Genomic DNA, 17,600 nt, shown 5'->3' on the forward strand with positions numbered 1-17,600 from the left:
CGTATACTTTTGCAAGTACGTTAGTGATTGCTGCTGTTAGAGTTGTTTTACCGTGGTCAACGTGGCCGATTGTACCTACGTTTACGTGCGGTTTTACGCGTTCAAACTTTTCTTTTGCCATCTTAAAAAATTCCTATAAAGAAATTAAAGTCCAGCCCTTAGAGACCGGACCGAACTAAAATTACTTAACAGCGCGAGCTGCAATAATTGTCTCGGCTACATTTTTTCCCGCTTCAGCATACTTGGAAAATTCCATCGAGTATGATGCGCGGCCTTGTGTAGCAGAACGAAGATCGGTTGCATAACCAAACATTTCAGAAAGCGGAACTTGTGCATTAACTTGCTTCAAGCCACCAAATGCCTCTTCCATGCCTTCGATTATGCCACGACGACGATTTAAATCACCTACTACATCACCCATGTTACCTTCAGGGGTGATAACTTCAACCTTCATAACTGGCTCTAAAATAATTGGGCTTGCTTCAAGCGCACCATTTTTAAAACCAATCGCACCTGCGATTTTAAACGCCATTTCATTTGAGTCTACGTCATGGAACGAGCCATCAAACAATGTCGCTTTAACACCCAATAACGGATAACCGGCAAGGACACCTTGACGCATCTGTTCTTGGATGCCTTTATCAACCGCAGGGATATACTCTTTTGGTACTGCACCACCAACGATGTCATTTACAAACTCGTAAATTGGCGCTTCATCATCCGAGATATCCATAGGCTCAAGCTTAAGCCGAACATGACCATATTGACCACGACCACCAGATTGACGTACGAATTTACCTTCAGCTTCTACCGATTTACGAATCGTTTCACGATATGCCACTTGAGGTTTACCAACATTACACTCAACGCTGAATTCACGTTTCATACGATCAACAATAATATCTAAGTGAAGCTCACCCATACCAGAGATAATCGTTTGACCTGATTCTTCATCCGTTTCTACACGGAATGATGGGTCTTCTGCCGCTAGTTTACCTAACGCGATACCCATTTTGTCTTGGTCGGCCACGGTTCTTGGCTCAACTGCAACTGAAATCACCGGTTCTGGAAATTCCATACGCTCTAAAGTGATAACAGCTTCTTGTGAACATAGTGTGTCACCAGTAGTAACATCTTTAAGACCAATAGCTGCCGCAATGTCGCCAGCGCGTACTTCTTTGATCTCTTCACGAGAATTTGCATGCATTTGAACAATACGGCCCAAACGCTCTTTTTTGCTTTTAATCGGGTTATATACCGCATCACCCTGCTTAACAGTACCAGAGTAAACGCGGAAAAAAGTTAAAGTACCTACAAATGGGTCTGTGGCAATTTTAAATGCCAATGCCGAGAACGGCGCATTATCATCTGCAGGACGGGTAGCCTCAGAGTCATCCTCTAAAATACCTTGGATTTCTTTAACTTCTGTAGGTGAGGGCATGAATTCAATAACGGCATCAAGCACTGCTTGTACGCCTTTGTTTTTGAATGCACTACCACAGGTCATAGGCACAATTTCATTGGCCAATGTCTGTTGGCGAAGCGCAGATTTAATCTCTGCTTCACTTAACTCGCCGTCTTCTAAATATTTATCCATTAGTTCTTCAGTTGCCTCAGCGGCACTCTCAATCATATGAGAACGCCACTCTTCGGCTAAGTCCTGAAGTTCTGCTGGGATCTCCTCATAATTGAACGTCATGCCCTGGTCTTCTTGAGTCCAGTTTATAGCCTTCATTTTGATGAGATCGATAACACCTTTAAATTCGTCTTCAGCACCGATTGGTAGCTGAATAGGCACAGGTGTGGCGCCCAGGCGAGATTTCACCTGTTCCACAACAGCAAGGAAGTCAGCACCAGTACGATCCATTTTATTTACGAATACCATGCGAGGTACTGCATATTTGTTCGCCTGACGCCAAACTGTTTCTGTCTGTGGCTGTACACCTGATGAAGCACACAACACGACAACGGCACCATCAAGTACACGCAAAGAGCGCTCTACTTCAATGGTAAAGTCGACGTGTCCTGGAGTATCAATAATATTGATGCGATGGTCGTCAAACTGCGCGTCCATCCCTTTCCAGAAACACGTTGTTGCAGCAGACGTGATAGTGATACCACGCTCCTGCTCTTGCTCCATCCAGTCCATAGTTGCAGCACCATCGTGAACTTCACCGATCTTATGTGAAAGACCTGTGTAGAACAGAACACGTTCTGTTGTGGTGGTTTTCCCTGCATCTACGTGAGCACAAATACCGATGTTACGATAGCGCTCAATAGGAGTTGTACGTGCCATATTATCCTCTTAAAAGGTGTTAGCAGATTACCAACGGTAGTGAGCGAATGCTTTGTTCGCTTCAGCCATACGGTGAACGTCTTCACGTTTCTTAACCGCAGTGCCTTTGTTGTCAGCAGCGTCAACGATTTCTTGAGCTAAACGTAAGCCCATAGATTTTTCGCCACGCTTACGTGCAGCGTCAACTAACCAACGCATACCTAATGCGTTACGACGAACTGGACGTACTTCAACTGGTACTTGGTACGTTGAACCACCAACACGGCGAGATTTAACCTCAACCGATGGACGAACGTTTTCAAGTGCAGACTCAAAGATTTCTAGGTGCGACTTGCCTGATTTCTCAGCAGCCACGTCTAGCGCACCATATACGATTTTTTCAGCAGTAGATTTCTTGCCGTCTAACATTACTACGTTAACGAATTTAGCAAGAAGTTCTGATCCGAACTTCGGATCTGGAAGAATTTTACGTTGACCTATTACGCGTCTTCTAGGCATTTTATATCTCCGGTATCTTCAGGTTCGCGCTTTTGCGAATCCCCAAAACAAATTATTTAAAATTAAAACTTAAGTGCTTGGCCTTACTAACGGAGAACCATTAGCCCTTAGGGCGTTTTGCACCGTACTTAGAACGAGCCTGTCTACGGTCGTTTACGCCGGCACAGTCAAGTGCACCACGTACTGTGTGAAAACGCACACCTGGTAAATCTTTAACACGACCACCACGGATTAGGATTACACTGTGCTCTTGAAGGTTGTGACCTTCACCACCGATGTATGAAGTTACTTCAAAACCATTTGTTAAACGCACACGTGCTACTTTACGTAATGCAGAGTTTGGTTTCTTAGGTGTAGTTGTATATACGCGAGTACATACACCACGCTTTTGCGGACAAGCTTTAAGCGCGGCTGAGTTACTTTTAGTAACCTTGCTACGACGTGGCTTACGCACTAGCTGGTTAATAGTTGCCATTAAATAGCTCCTGATTAGTTAAAATTACTACTGAAAAAATACAAAAAATCGACCCTTTCCCGTCACCATTTTCATGGAACGAATAAATGGGTGGCCGAATTTTAATGAGCAAAGATTAACCTGTCAATAAAAACCGTCTTTTATACCTGAAATTTGATGTTTTAGACTGGTTTTTAACATTATGACGGCTATATGCCCATGTGAAGTTGTGATATAGAACTTTCACAAAATTTAGAGGTTAGCGCTTATTACTGCGCTTTTAATATCGATATTATACCCCTCATAGCTATCGATGTATCTACTTTTTTGACTAAAAAGTTGACAATAAAAAACCGCTTCTGCCTAAACAAAAGCGGTTTATGCCTACCACAATTAGTCTAACCTAATTGAGTTGACTATTTGTTGCCACCTAATAGATCAGCATTAAGTGCATCGGTCAATGCTTGAGTTGCCTCTTCAGCACTGACTGTTTGCTCTTCTACTGGCAAGTCTGCTTGTTTACGACGAGCCATGCGCTCTTGGTGATACGCAAAACCTGTACCAGCTGGAATCAAACGACCTACGATTACGTTTTCTTTCAGACCACGTAACTCATCACTCTTACCGTTTACAGCTGCTTCCGTAAGAACACGTGTTGTTTCTTGGAAAGATGCTGCTGATATGAATGATTCAGTAGCAAGTGATGCTTTAGTGATACCCATTAGCTGAATTTCAAACTTCGCAGGGATCTTACCTTGTAATTCAAGGTCACGGTTAGAGATATTAACGCGTGCTACTTCAACTTGCTCGCCTGCTAAGAACTCAGTGTCACCACCATCTAAAATGATACACTTACGTAGCATTTGACGAATGATAGTTTCAATGTGCTTATCGTTAATCTTTACACCCTGTAGACGATATACTTCTTGTACTTCGTTTACGATGTAGTTAGATACGTCAGTTACACCACGTAGACGCAAAATGTCATGCGGAGACTCAGGACCATCGGCGATAACTTCACCTTTAGATACCTGCTCACCCTCAAACACATTAAGCTGACGCCATTTAGGGATCATCTCTTCGTATGCATCACCCTGTTCAGGTGTAATAACCAAACGTTTCTTACCTTTAGTCTCTTTACCGAAGCTAATAGTACCTGTGATTTCAGCAAGAATGGCTGGATCTTTTGGTTTACGAGCTTCAAATAAGTCCGCTACGCGCGGTAGACCACCGGTGATATCACGAGTCTTCGAGCCTTCTTGAGGAATACGAGCAAGAACCCTACCAGGTGCTGCTTTTGTACCGTCAGATACTTCGATTGTCGTGAACGATGGTAAGCGAATCTCTTGCAAGCCACGCTCTTCGTTTTCAACGATTAGCTTAGGCTCTTTAGCATTCACTTTAGATAGGTCTTTAACAACCACACGGGTTAGACCTGTTAACTCATCCGTTTGTGCTTCAGTGTTGCTGTCATCAATGTCTGAGAAGCTAACCTTTGAATCATGTTCAATGATAATTGGGTGACTATGTGGGTCCCAAGTAGCAACAATATCATTACCTTTAACATCAGCACCGTCTTGAACTGTTAATACTGCACCATATGGTACTTTATAACGTTCTTTCTCACGACCATGCTCATCAATGATAGTAATTTCAGTTGAACGAGAAGTGATAACAATCTTGCCGTCAGTGTTCAATACGTATTTCGCATTGTGCAGTTTCAGGTTACCGTTTGTTTTCACCTGCACGCTGTTTTCAGCTGATGCTCTTGATGCCGCACCACCGATGTGGAAGGTACGCATCGTAAGCTGTGTGCCCGGCTCACCGATTGACTGAGCAGCGATAACACCAACTGATTCACCCGCATTGATGATGTGTCCACGTGCAAGATCACGACCATAACACTTAGCACACACGCCAAAATCGTTATCACAGGTGATTACAGAACGTACGCGTACTTCGTCTACTGAGTGCTCTTCTAACAAGTCACACAATTTCTCATCAAGCATGATGTTCCGCTCAACAAGTACATCATTAGTGCCAGGTTTAACAACATCTTCAGCAACTACACGACCTAATACACGCTCACGTAGTGGTTCTACAACATCACCACCTTCAATAAGCGGCTTCATTGTTAGACCATCTAATGTGCCGCAATCGTCATCATTGATAACTAAATCTTGCGCCACGTCTACGAGACGACGAGTTAAGTAACCCGAGTTCGCAGTCTTAAGTGCCGTATCGGCAAGACCTTTACGCGCACCGTGGGTTGAGATGAAGTACTGAAGTACGTTTAGACCTTCACGGAAGTTCGCTGTGATTGGCGTCTCGATGATTGAACCATCTGGACGTGCCATTAGACCACGCATACCTGCCAACTGACGGATCTGAGCGGCACTACCACGAGCACCAGAGTCTGCCATCATAAACACAGAGTTGAATGACGGTTGCTCTTCTTCTTCACCTTGGGCGTTAACAACGGTGTCTTTTGACAAGTTCGCCATCATCTCGCGTGATAAGTTTTCATTAACACGTGACCAGATATCGATAACTTTGTTGTATTTCTCACCCGCAGTCACAAGACCAGACTGGAACTGTTGGTTGATTTCATTTACTTCTGCTTCTGCATTTTCAATGATTTCAGCTTTAACTGGTGGGATAACTAAGTCATCTATACCAATTGAAACACCTGACTTCATCGCATAATGGAAACCGGTGTACATCACTTGGTCAGCAAATACTACTGTATCTTTTAGACCTAAGCGACGGTAACACTCGTTAAGAAGACCAGAGATTTGCTTTTTACCTAATGCTTTGTTGATTAGCTCAAACGGTAAGCCAACAGGTAAAACAAGTGACAATATTGCACGACCGACAGTCGTATCAATGATCTCAGTCACTTCTGAACGTTCTTTGGTTTCTTCATCAATACGTATTTCAGTAATACGTACTTTTACACGTGCGTGAAGTTCAGCAGCACCTGTACGGTATGCTTTTTCAGCTTCTTTCGGATCTTTAAATACAATGCCTTCGCCTTTACCGTTAATACGGTCACGCGTCATGTAATAAAGACCTAATACAACGTCCTGTGAAGGTACGATGATTGGTTCACCGTTCGCTGGAGATAAGATGTTATTAGTCGACATCATCAGCGCACGAGCTTCAAGCTGTGCTTCAATCGTTAACGGTACGTGTACCGCCATTTGGTCACCATCGAAGTCGGCATTATAAGCCGCACATACCAATGGATGTAGATGAATCGCTTTACCTTCGATTAGTACCGGCTCAAACGCCTGAATACCTAGACGGTGAAGTGTAGGTGCGCGGTTAAGTAAAACCGGGTGCTCACGAATAACTTCATCTAGAACATCCCAAACCTCTGGCACTTCGCGCTCAACCATTTTCTTAGCAGCTTTGATAGTCGTAGCCATACCGCGACGCTCAAGTTTACCGTAGATAAATGGTTTGAATAGCTCAAGTGCCATCTTTTTAGGAAGACCACACTGGTGCAGTTTAAGCGTAGGACCAACCGTGATTACAGAACGACCAGAGTAGTCAACACGCTTACCTAGTAAGTTTTGACGGAAACGACCTTGCTTACCTTTGATCATATCAGCAAGCGACTTAAGTGGACGCTTGTTAGAACCAGTAATTGCACGACCACGACGACCATTATCAAGTAGCGCATCAACCGCTTCTTGTAACATACGCTTTTCGTTACGTACGATAATATCTGGTGCCGCTAAGTCTAAAAGACGCTTCAAACGGTTATTACGGTTAATAACTCGACGATATAAATCGTTCAAATCTGATGTTGCAAAACGGCCGCCATCTAGAGGTACTAGTGGACGTAAGTCTGGCGGAAGAACCGGAAGCACACTCATGATCATCCACTCAGGGTTATTACCTGATTGGTGGAATGATTCCATAAGCTTAAGACGCTTAGTGATCTTCTTGCGCTTAGTTTCAGAGTTAATGGTTGGTAACTCTTCACGCATTTCAGCAATTAATTGACCAAGGTCTAATTCACGTAGCAAATCAAGTACAGCTTCTGCACCCATCTTCGCTTCGAATTCATCACCGTGCTCTTCTAATGAGTCTAGGTATTCTTCTTCACCTAATAGCTGGCCACGCTCAAGCGTTGTCATACCAGGTTCAGTAACCACAAATGATTCAAAGTAAAGTACACGTTCAATATCACGCAACGTCATATCAAGCATTAAGCCGATACGAGATGGCAATGACTTCAAGAACCAGATATGAGCCACTGGGCTTGCTAGTTCAATGTGACCCATACGGTCACGGCGCACTTTAGTTAGCGTTACTTCAACGCCACATTTTTCACAGATCACACCACGGTGTTTTAAGCGCTTATATTTACCACATAAACACTCATAATCTTTCACTGGGCCAAAAATACGGGCACAGAATAAGCCGTCACGCTCAGGCTTGAAAGTACGGTAGTTGATTGTCTCAGGTTTCTTTACCTCACCGTAAGACCATGAACGCACCATGTCTGGTGAAGCAAGACCAATGCGAATTGCATCAAATTCTTCGGTCTTATTTTGTTGCTTCAGAAACTTAAGTAAGTCTTTCACCTTAGCTCTCCTGTCGGAGGTTAATCTTGAGGGCAAACAAAGCTTGCCCCTACATTCTTTCAGTCCGGCTACCCACTGGGAGGGTAACTGCCGCAGCTAAGCTGCGGCGGTCGGATTAATTCTCTTCCAACTCGATGTTGATACCCAGTGAGCGGATTTCTTTGAGCAATACGTTGAATGACTCAGGCATACCCGGTTCCATCTTGTGGTTACCGTCAACGATGTTTTTATACATCTTAGTACGACCATTTACGTCATCCGACTTAACTGTCAACATTTCCTGCAGAGTATAGGCAGCACCATATGCTTCTAATGCCCATACCTCCATCTCACCGAAGCGCTGTCCACCGAACTGAGCTTTACCACCCAGCGGCTGCTGAGTAACTAAGCTGTAAGAACCTGTTGAACGTGCGTGCATTTTGTCATCAACCAAGTGGTTAAGTTTCAACATGTACATGTAACCAACAGTTACTTGACGTTCAAATGCGTCACCAGTACGGCCATCATAAAGTGTTACCTGACCACTTGATGGATATCCACCTAGCTCTAGTAACTCTTTAATTTCGCTTTCTTTGGCACCGTCAAACGCAGGCGTCGCAATCGGTAAACCACCTTTAAGGTTTTCAGCTAAACGACGAACTTCATCATCAGAGAAACTTGCAATATCAACTTTCTGACGACAATCCCCTACTTCGTAGGCTTTTTTGATGAATTCACGTAGCTCATGAAGCTCACGCTGCTCTTTCATCATTTCTTCGATTCGCTCACCAATACCGCGTGCAGCAAGACCCATGTGGGTTTCTAAGACCTGACCGATGTTCATACGTGATGGTACACCGAGTGGGTTCAATACGATGTCTACAGTACGACCTTTATCATCGTATGGCATATCTTCAACAGGTACAATCGTTGAAATTACACCCTTGTTACCGTGACGACCCGCCATCTTATCACCAGGCTGAATACGACGTTTAACAGCTAAGTAAACTTTAACAATTTTCAACACGCCAGGCTGCAAGTCATCACCTTGAGTGATCTTGCGACGTTTGTTTTCAAACTTTTTGTCGTACTCTGCTTTAAGTTCATCGTACTGTGCAGCAAGTTGCTCAAGCTCTGATTGCTGCTGTTCATCCGCAAGACTTTGGGTAAGTAGCTTGTCAGTTGAAAGATCCGCAATGCGGCTTTCTTCAAAGCCAGCTTTTACTAGTAGCGAACGCGCACGACCTAACACACCAGATTCAAGGATCTTGAACTCTTCGTTGAAGTCTTTTTTCGCTTCACGAAGCTGCATGTCTTCAACTTCTAAGGCACGCTTATCTTTTTCAACACCATCACGGGTAAATACTTGTACATCAATAACAGTACCAGTTACAGAGTTTGGAACACGCAATGAACTGTCTTTAACATCTGATGCTTTTTCACCGAAAATAGCACGCAGTAGCTTTTCTTCCGGTGTTAGCTGCGTTTCGCCTTTAGGTGTTACTTTACCTACTAGGATATCGCCGCCTTTTACCTCAGCACCAATATACACAACACCTGATTCATCAAGCTTACCAAGTGCAGATTCACCCACATTTGGAATATCAGCAGTGATTTCTTCAGGACCTAACTTAGTGTCACGAGCAATACATTGAAGCTCTTGAATGTGGATCGTGGTTAGACGATCTTCTTCAACTACGCGCTCAGATAATAAAATCGAGTCTTCGAAGTTGTAACCATTCCAAGGCATGAATGCCACACGTAAGTTTTGACCAAGCGCAAGATCACCTAAGTCAGTAGATGGACCATCTGCAAGCACATCACCACGTACTACCGGCTCTCCAACCATACAAGTTGGCTTTTGGTTAATACAGGTATTTTGGTTTGAACGTGTGTATTTCGTTAAGTTATAAATGTCGATACCAGCTTCACCAGGTACACGCTCATCTTCGTTAACGTTAACAACAATACGACTTGCATCAGCGTACTTAACAACACCGCCACGTTTAGCAACGATGGTTACACCTGAATCTTTCGCAAGCGTCAGCTCAATACCAGTACCTACTAGCGGCTTGTCTGCTTTTAACGTCGGTACTGCTTGACGTTGCATGTTTGAACCCATTAATGCACGGTTTGCATCATCGTGTTCAAGGAATGGGATAAGCGCCGCTGCCACAGAGATAACCTGCTGTGGAGATACATCCATATATTGAATATCTGAACGACCCATAAAGGTTGATTCACCTTTGTGACGACATGGGATCTGCTCATCAATAAATTCGTTATTTTCGTCTAAGTTTGAGTTTGCCTGTGCAATTACAAACTGACCTTCTTCGATTGCAGAAAGGTAATCAACTTCATCAGTCACTACACTATCAACTACTTTACGATATGGTGTTTCTAAGAAACCATAATCGTTAGTACGTGCATAGGTAGAAAGCGAGTTGATCAAACCAATGTTTGGACCTTCCGGCGTTTCGATAGGACACACACGACCATAGTGAGTTACGTGTACGTCTCGTACTTCAAAGCCTGCACGTTCACGTGTTAAACCACCCGGACCTAATGCAGAAATACGACGCTTATGCGTTACTTCAGATAATGGGTTGTTTTGGTCCATGAACTGAGATAGCTGTGAAGAGCCGAAGAATTCTTTAACTGCCGCAGAAATCGGCTTAGCGTTAATTAAGTCTTGTGGCATTACAGCATCTAAATCACCTAAGCTTAAGCGCTCACGTACCGCACGCTCTACACGTACTAAACCAACACGGAATTGGTTTTCAGCCATTTCACCTACTGAACGAATACGACGGTTACCTAAGTGGTCAATATCATCCACATCGCCTTTACCGTTACGGATGTCGATCAATACGCGCATCACCGAAACAATATCTTCTTTGCTCAGAGTACCTGTGCCAGTATCAGTGTCATAGCCTACACGGCTATTGAACTTCATACGACCAACAGTTGACAAGTCATAACGCTCTTCAGAGAAGAACAAGTTGTCAAAGAGTGCTTCTGCAGCTTCTTTTGTTGGTGGCTCACCAGGGCGCATCATACGGTAAATTTCTACCAATGCTTCTAGACGATTATTAGTAGAGTCAATACGAACTGTATCTGACATATATGCACCGCTATCTACATCATTGATGTAAAGAGTAGCGATTTTAGTGTGGCCCGCTTTTACAAGCTCAGCCATCAACTCAAGCGATAACTCATCGTTAGCATTGGCGATAACTTCGCCAGTAGACTCATCGATGTAATTTTGCGCGATCACACGACCAATAATGTATTCGTGTGGTACTTCTAATTGAGTGATTTCTTTCTTTTCTAGTGTTTTAATGTGGCGCGCAGTAATGCGTCGACCAGATTCAACCACTATTTCACCGTCAGCATCTTTAATATCAAAAGCAGCTGTTTCACCGTCAGCATCTTTAATATCAAAAGCAGCTGTTTCACCACGTAAACGTGATGGTACAAGCTCCATTAACACTTTACCGTCAGTTACTTCGAATGTTGTTGTATCGAAGAACAATGCAAGGATCTCTTCAGAAGAGAACTCAAGTGCACGTAAAATGATTGATGCAGGTAGTTTACGACGGCGGTCTATACGAACGTAAAGATTATCTTTTACGTCGAATTCAAAGTCTAACCATGAACCACGGTAAGGGATAACGCGCGCGTTATAAAGCACTTTACCAGAAGAGTGCGACTTACCACGGTCGTTATCAAAGAATACACCAGGTGAACGGTGTAGCTGAGAAACGATAACACGCTCTGTTCCATTGATAACAAAAGTACCGGTATCAGTCATGAGCGGGATTTCGCCCATGTAAACTTCTTGCTCTTTAATGTCTTTAACTGTGCCTGGTGCTTCTTTATCCATTAACACAAGACGTAATTTCACGCGAAGTGGAGCAGAATATGTCACGCCGCGAATTTGACATTCTTTTACATCGAATACTGGCTCACCAATACGATAACTTACGTATTGTAGCTCAGAATTTCCCGAGTAGCTTTTGATCGGAAACACAGAACGGAAAGCAGCTTCCAAACCGTGGTCGCCATCAGCGTCCGGATTCAAGAATTTTTTGAACGATTCTAACTGCGTCGACAGTAAGAAAGGTATGTCCAAAACTTGTGGACGTTTACCAAAATCCTTACGGATACGTTTCTTTTCAGAATAAGAGTAAGCCATGGGGTTCCTCAGCTTGCTGATCTTTGACCCAACCTGTTCTTGTAAGAACAGACTTAACTGGCATTCAAGCCATGATAACAACATCTAATTGTTGTACTAAATGCCATTGATATTAGCAAAAAACTGTTAAGTCATTGAAAATACCATTGAAATTTAGAATTTTATTACACTATAGAAAGAGACCTTTCTATAGCGCAAAAGGGCCGGTGATTAAATAATCACCAGCCCTTGCCTGATTTCTCAGGCAGCGAACCTAGCGTAAGCTAGATTACTTGATCTCAACTTCAGCACCAGCTTCTTCAAGATCTTTCTTAAGTGCTTCAGCTTCTTCTTTAGAAACAGCTTCTTTGATTGGCGCAGGAGCAGACTCAACAAGAGCTTTTGCTTCTTTAAGGCCAAGACCAGTTGCACTACGTACTGCTTTGATAGAAGCAACTTTGTTAGCGCCAGCAGCAGTAAGAATAACGTCAAATTCAGTTTTCTCTTCAGCAGCTTCAGCAGCAGGACCAGCAACAACAGCTGCTGCTGCAGTTACACCGAACTTCTCTTCCATTGCTTCTACTAGTTCAACAACGTCCATTACTGACATTTCAGCAATTGCGTCAAGGATTTGGTCTTTAGTTACAGACATTTCAAATTTCCTAATTATTTACGAACCCATGTGGTTCAAAAAATTTATTAAAGAAAGGAGCGGGCTTAAAATTAAGCAGCTTGCTCAGCTTTCTGTACACGTACCGCTTCAATTGTTTTACACAATTTGCCGGCAGACGCTTCTTTCATTGCGCTCATTAAGCGTGCAACAGCTTCGTCGTATGTAGGTAGCTTAGCAAGCATATCTACATCTACAACTTTACCTTCGAATACAGCAGTCTTAAGCTCAAATGTTTCGTTCTTTTTCGCGAAATCAGCAAAGATACGCGCAGCAGCACCTGGGTGCTCTGAAGAGAAAGCGATAAGGCTTGGACCAACTAGTGATTCGTTTAGGCATTCGTAATCAGTGCCTTCAACAGCACGTTTAGCTAGCGTGTTACGAACAACTTTCATCCATACACCAGCTTCACGAGCTTCTTTACGAAGAGCAGTGATTGCACCTACTGTTACACCACGAGAATCAGCAACAACCGCTGAAAGAGCACCTTTGGCAGCTTCGTTGACTTCAGCAACAATTGCTTTTTTGTCTTGAAGATTTAAAGCCATGGGTGTTACTCCTGGTTTATAGAAAAACAAATATTTGTTTTTCAGTTCTACTCTACTCTGCTAAAAAATTAGCAGAGATGCTTTTTACGGCGAGAGCCAGAAGATTAGGAAAATCTAGCTGGGATTCACACCGTCTACGTAGGACGATTAAGGTTTAAAACCACCTACGGTCTTGGACGGAAGCGCAATTTATCGCTTAACTTAAAAAGTGTTGCGAAATTATGCGCTTCAACCCGAATTTTTTCTTTGTAAACAATTCAGAAACAGAATTATCAACAAAATGGCGCAAAATTATAGTTCAAAAATTACGCCATGTAAATGCTAATCTCTAATAAATTATACTTGCGTATCTAGAGTAGCTTGGTCTACAGAAACACCTGCACCCATAGTTGTTGAGATGCTTACTTTTTTCACGTAAGTACCTTTTGCTTGAGAAGGCTTAGCCTTTTTAAGCGCAACAATTAGAGACTCAAGGTTTTGTTGTAACTGTTCAGCTGTGAAATCCACTTTACCAATTGTAGTGTGGATAATGCCGTTTTTATCGTTACGGTAGCGAACCTGACCAGCTTTAGCATTTTTAACTGCTTCTGCAACATTCGGTGTAACAGTACCAGTTTTAGGGTTAGGCATAAGACCACGTGGACCTAGGATTTGACCTAGTTGACCAACAACGCGCATTGCATCAGGAGAAGCAACAACAACGTCAAAGTTCATTTCGCCTTTTTTAACTTGCTCAGCAAGGTCTTCCATGCCCACTAAATCAGCACCAGCTTCTTTAGCAGCATCAGCGTTAGCACCTTGAGTGAACACTGCTACACGAACGTCACGACCAGTACCGTGTGGTAGTACAGTTGCACCACGAACGTTTTGATCTGATTTACGTGCATCGATACCAAGGTTAACAGCAACGTCAACACTTTCAACGAACTTAGCTGTTGCTAATTCTTTAAGCAATGCAACTGCTTCGTTGATTTCGTAATCTTTAGTCACTTCCACTTTCTCGCGGATAGTACGCATACGTTTAGTAAGTTTAGCCATTTCTATTAACCCTCTACGTTCAAGCCCATTGCACGTGCAGAACCTGCAATCGTGCGAACTGCAGCATCTAAATCAGCTGCTGTTAAATCTGGACGTTTAGTCTCAACGATCTCTTCAAGTTGAGCACGTGTAACAGTACCCACTTTCTCAGTGTTAGGACGGCCAGAGCCAGACTTGATGCCTGCAGCTTTCTTAAGAAGGTAAGAAGCAGGTGGAGTCTTCATGTCGAACGTGAAAGAACGATCATTGTATACAGAAATAACAACAGGAACAGGTGCGCCTTTCTCAATTGACTCTGTACGTGCGTTGAACGCCTTACAGAATTCCATGATGTTTACACCGTGTTGACCTAGTGCAGGACCTACTGGAGGACTAGGATTAGCCATACCAGCAGCAACTTGTAGCTTGATTAGAGCTTCAACTTTTTTAGCCATGATAATACCTCATTAGGTGGGTCTTAGCCTTGTGCGCGCGAGGACGCGTACTCAAGCGGCTTCCCAATTAATAAAAAAACTTTTTGCTTTTTACAAAGACCTTACAGTCTTCGTGTACAAAAAGGCCGCTGATTATAAGTTAACCAGCGGCCTTTTTCAATAGCTGTAGGAATAAAGATTACTTATCTTTTTCTACTTGCCCAAATTCTAAGTCTACAGGGGTAGAACGACCGAAAATAAGCACCGATACTTTTACGCGGCTCTTCTCGTAGTCAACTTCTTCAACCACACCACTAAAGTCAGCAAATGGGCCGTCATTAACACGTACCACTTCACCCACTTCAAACAAGGTTGCAGGTTTAGGTGCTTCTGCATTTTCTTGTAGACGATTAAGAATGCGATCCGCTTCTTTTGTGCTGATAGGAGCTGGACGGTCAGAGGTGCCACCGATAAAGCCCATTACACGCGGCGTACTGTTCACTAAATGCCAGCTTGCATCATTCATATCCATCTCGACCAAAACATAACCAGGGAAGAATTTACGTTCAGACTTGCGCTTTTGACCTGCGCGCATCTCAACAACTTCTTCAGTCGGCACTAAAACTTCACCGAAGCTCTCTTCTAGGCCTTCAATTTTGATGTGCTCAATGATGGTTTGAGCCACGCGCTTTTCATAACCTGAAAACGCCTGAATTACGTACCAACGTAATTTCTTTTCTTTGTTCTCATCCGACATGGGATCAGATCTCCAATCCAGTTAAAAAGCCAACAACTCTAAATAAAATGCCGTCTAGACCCCACAGGATCAACGCCATTACTGCTGTCGCAGCCATAACGATAAGCGTAGTGTGAGTCGTTTCTTGACGCGTAGGCCAAACAACTTTACGTACTTCAATGCGAGACTCTTTTGCAAAAGCAATAAAAGTACGCCCTTTCTCAGTCGTAGCAGCAACACCTAATGCAGCTGCTATCGATGCAACCACACCTACGGCTCGAACTAATACAGACATATCTGCATAAATATAGTTGCCAACGACCGCTCCCGTAAGTAGCGTGATCGCAATTAGCCATTTTACCATGTCCATCGAGCTAGACGGGTTTTCAACATTAGTGCTCATAATCAATTTTACCTTAAATACAGACACAACAACCCTGCATATAACAGGGTTAATCCATTAAATCCAAATGTACAAATTAAGCGCTTAAAATTTAAACACATTATTTTAGATTTGGACTCTTCTTGTATTGAATTGGCAGGGGCGGCAGGACTCGAACCCGCAACCATCGGTTTTGGAGACCGCTGTTCTACCAATTGGAACTACGCCCCTGCAAAGTGGACGCCCATTATACTTACGAACAATTTGAAAACAAGAGTAAAAGATGTGCAAACACAAAAATCCTCAAAACTAACCACTCATTCTTTGTTTAGATAGGTTCTAATGTACGTTATTCAAGCATCAAGTCGTAATAAATCAGGGTTATAAAAATCAGTTAATAACCAAATTTGTTCAAAAGCATGATGACTTGGGCAATCAAGCTGGCCAGCAATCGATATAAAATCATCATGGTGCCATAACGTACTTGCATTGCGAATTAGCAACCAAGTGCGTTCAGAATGATAGCGTTTAAGGGATTTTTGTTTTAGTAGTCGCTCGAGTGCAATCAACAAACGTCGCTCAGATGGGGCTTGCGCCATTGCCGCAAGCTCTCTTTGTATGTTTAGTGACAGTGATCTGCCAAGTACAGCCATCGCTTCTTTGTCACTACCATATAAGTGAGCAACTTCAATATCTAAGCGCTGCTCTCCTTGATAACAGCTAACATCTGGCATATTCGGTTCATTGTGCCAGATATGCCGCATTGGAATACCGAATTGTTGTTCGTAACAACGTAAAAATAACTTTGCAGCCTGATGTTCTAGCTGCAACTTTTCTAGATCACTATCGCGCAGTTCCGATGGTTTCATGTATATCCGTTAACAAACTAGAGGCACCGAAGCGAAAATGCGTTGCATTTATCCACTGCCGGCCCATTATTTGCTCGGCTAAATGTAAATATTCACTTGCCTGTGCGACAGTTTTTACACCACCGGCCGCTTTGAAGCTAACATCTTTACCTGAGCGCTTAATGTAATTAAGTATAGTCCGTGTTGAGTTAAGAGTTGCATTTATCGGCACTTTACCAGTGCTGGTTTTAATAAAGTCAGCACCTGCTAGCACAGCGACTTCACATGCTTGAGTGATCAACGTATCGGTTGCTAACACACCACTTTCAATAATCACTTTCAGCTTTGCTTTGTCTTTGCACAGCACTTTACTTGAATTAACGTATTGCCATGGCGTTTCGGGGTCCCCTGCAATTAATTGCTGATAAGGGAGTACTAAGTCTATTTCATTAGCACCATCACACAATGCTTGTTCAGTTTGGGCAAGTACCGACTTCAGCGATTGCCTACCACCAGGAAAGTTTGTCACGGTAGCTACGTTAACGTGAGTTAAATTGCGCTCTTCAAGCAACCATTTGGCCAATGATACAAATTGCGGATAGACACAAACCGCCGCAGGTACGCCAATATCGGGGTTAATACTATGAATAAGTGACTTAATGGCATGTTCGTTATCGTTTTCATTTAACGAAGTTAAATCCATTAAGCTTAATGCCAATTTAGCATCTTCATACAATGCCATAATTCTCTTCCTGTTAGGTCAATATCTTGACTTAGTAAAAAGCATACACGCAAACCACCACAGGACATATGTCCGCAAAGGTGGATAACTAAACCAATTCAATGCTGAATAACTCATAACCAAACACTATAAGCACGGCACCGCACTTACATTTTAAGCGCAAAGCACTGTCACTCAAGCCTTAAGCCATTTGAACAGGTGCTATATAACTTTTAGTTATA

Annotated in this window: 14 protein-coding genes and 1 tRNA gene; all 15 read right to left on the reverse strand. The window is 43.0% G+C overall.

The window, feature by feature from the left end; translation table 11 throughout:
* On the reverse strand, positions 1–121 hold a 121-nt coding region (locus tag OCI93_RS20235), incomplete at its 3' end, for a GTP-binding protein (RefSeq protein ID WP_021031985.1).
* 60 nt (positions 122–181) lie between these two features.
* Entirely contained in the window at positions 182–2,296 is a 2,115-nt protein-coding gene (gene fusA / locus OCI93_RS20240) for an elongation factor G (RefSeq protein ID WP_261595419.1), read from the reverse strand.
* 27 nt (positions 2,297–2,323) lie between these two features.
* Complete coding sequence (rpsG, locus tag OCI93_RS20245; RefSeq protein WP_261595420.1) at positions 2,324–2,794, reverse strand: 30S ribosomal protein S7; 471 nt, start codon at positions 2,792–2,794, stop codon at positions 2,324–2,326.
* A gap of 100 nt (positions 2,795–2,894) precedes the next feature.
* Positions 2,895–3,269 (reverse strand): 30S ribosomal protein S12, encoded by a 375-nt coding sequence (gene rpsL / locus OCI93_RS20250; RefSeq protein ID WP_010367657.1) that lies wholly within the window; start codon positions 3,267–3,269, stop codon positions 2,895–2,897.
* A 395-nt stretch (positions 3,270–3,664) separates the two neighbouring features.
* Entirely contained in the window at positions 3,665–7,846 is a 4,182-nt protein-coding gene (gene rpoC / locus OCI93_RS20255) for a DNA-directed RNA polymerase subunit beta' (RefSeq protein ID WP_261595421.1), read from the reverse strand.
* A 115-nt stretch (positions 7,847–7,961) separates the two neighbouring features.
* The gene (gene rpoB / locus OCI93_RS20260) at positions 7,962–12,023 is read right to left on the reverse strand and encodes a DNA-directed RNA polymerase subunit beta (RefSeq protein WP_261627179.1); all 4,062 of its coding nucleotides are present in this window, start codon (positions 12,021–12,023) and stop codon (positions 7,962–7,964) included.
* 268 nt (positions 12,024–12,291) lie between these two features.
* Positions 12,292–12,654: a 50S ribosomal protein L7/L12 gene (gene rplL, locus OCI93_RS20265; protein WP_261627180.1), complete on the reverse strand. Its 363-nt coding sequence runs from the start codon at positions 12,652–12,654 to the stop codon at positions 12,292–12,294.
* Between the two features lie 71 nt (positions 12,655–12,725).
* Entirely contained in the window at positions 12,726–13,220 is a 495-nt protein-coding gene (gene rplJ / locus OCI93_RS20270; RefSeq protein WP_261595425.1) for a 50S ribosomal protein L10, read from the reverse strand.
* Between the two features lie 336 nt (positions 13,221–13,556).
* The gene (gene rplA, locus OCI93_RS20275; RefSeq protein WP_261595426.1) at positions 13,557–14,258 is read right to left on the reverse strand and encodes a 50S ribosomal protein L1; all 702 of its coding nucleotides are present in this window, start codon (positions 14,256–14,258) and stop codon (positions 13,557–13,559) included.
* A gap of 5 nt (positions 14,259–14,263) precedes the next feature.
* Positions 14,264–14,692: a 50S ribosomal protein L11 gene (rplK, locus tag OCI93_RS20280; RefSeq protein ID WP_261595427.1), complete on the reverse strand. Its 429-nt coding sequence runs from the start codon at positions 14,690–14,692 to the stop codon at positions 14,264–14,266.
* 178 nt (positions 14,693–14,870) lie between these two features.
* Positions 14,871–15,428 carry a transcription termination/antitermination protein NusG gene (gene nusG, locus OCI93_RS20285; protein ID WP_261595428.1) on the reverse strand — a complete coding sequence of 186 codons (558 nt, stop codon included), beginning with the start codon at positions 15,426–15,428 and terminating at the stop codon, positions 14,871–14,873.
* A 4-nt stretch (positions 15,429–15,432) separates the two neighbouring features.
* The gene (gene secE, locus OCI93_RS20290; protein WP_261595429.1) at positions 15,433–15,810 is read right to left on the reverse strand and encodes a preprotein translocase subunit SecE; all 378 of its coding nucleotides are present in this window, start codon (positions 15,808–15,810) and stop codon (positions 15,433–15,435) included.
* Between the two features lie 133 nt (positions 15,811–15,943).
* Positions 15,944–16,020 (reverse strand) — tRNA-Trp (locus OCI93_RS20295).
* A 122-nt stretch (positions 16,021–16,142) separates the two neighbouring features.
* Positions 16,143–16,658, reverse strand: a complete 516-nt coding sequence (locus OCI93_RS20300) for a hypothetical protein (RefSeq protein ID WP_261595430.1) — start codon at positions 16,656–16,658, stop codon at positions 16,143–16,145.
* Positions 16,633–17,379 (reverse strand): deoxyribose-phosphate aldolase, encoded by a 747-nt coding sequence (gene deoC, locus OCI93_RS20305; RefSeq protein ID WP_261595431.1) that lies wholly within the window; start codon positions 17,377–17,379, stop codon positions 16,633–16,635. The genes OCI93_RS20300 and deoC overlap by 26 nt, the downstream gene beginning before the upstream one ends.
* Between the last annotated feature and the right edge of the window lie 221 nt (positions 17,380–17,600).

The organism is Pseudoalteromonas holothuriae, from assembly GCF_945859825.1.
In the GTDB taxonomy this organism is placed as follows: domain Bacteria; phylum Pseudomonadota; class Gammaproteobacteria; order Enterobacterales; family Alteromonadaceae; genus Pseudoalteromonas; species Pseudoalteromonas holothuriae.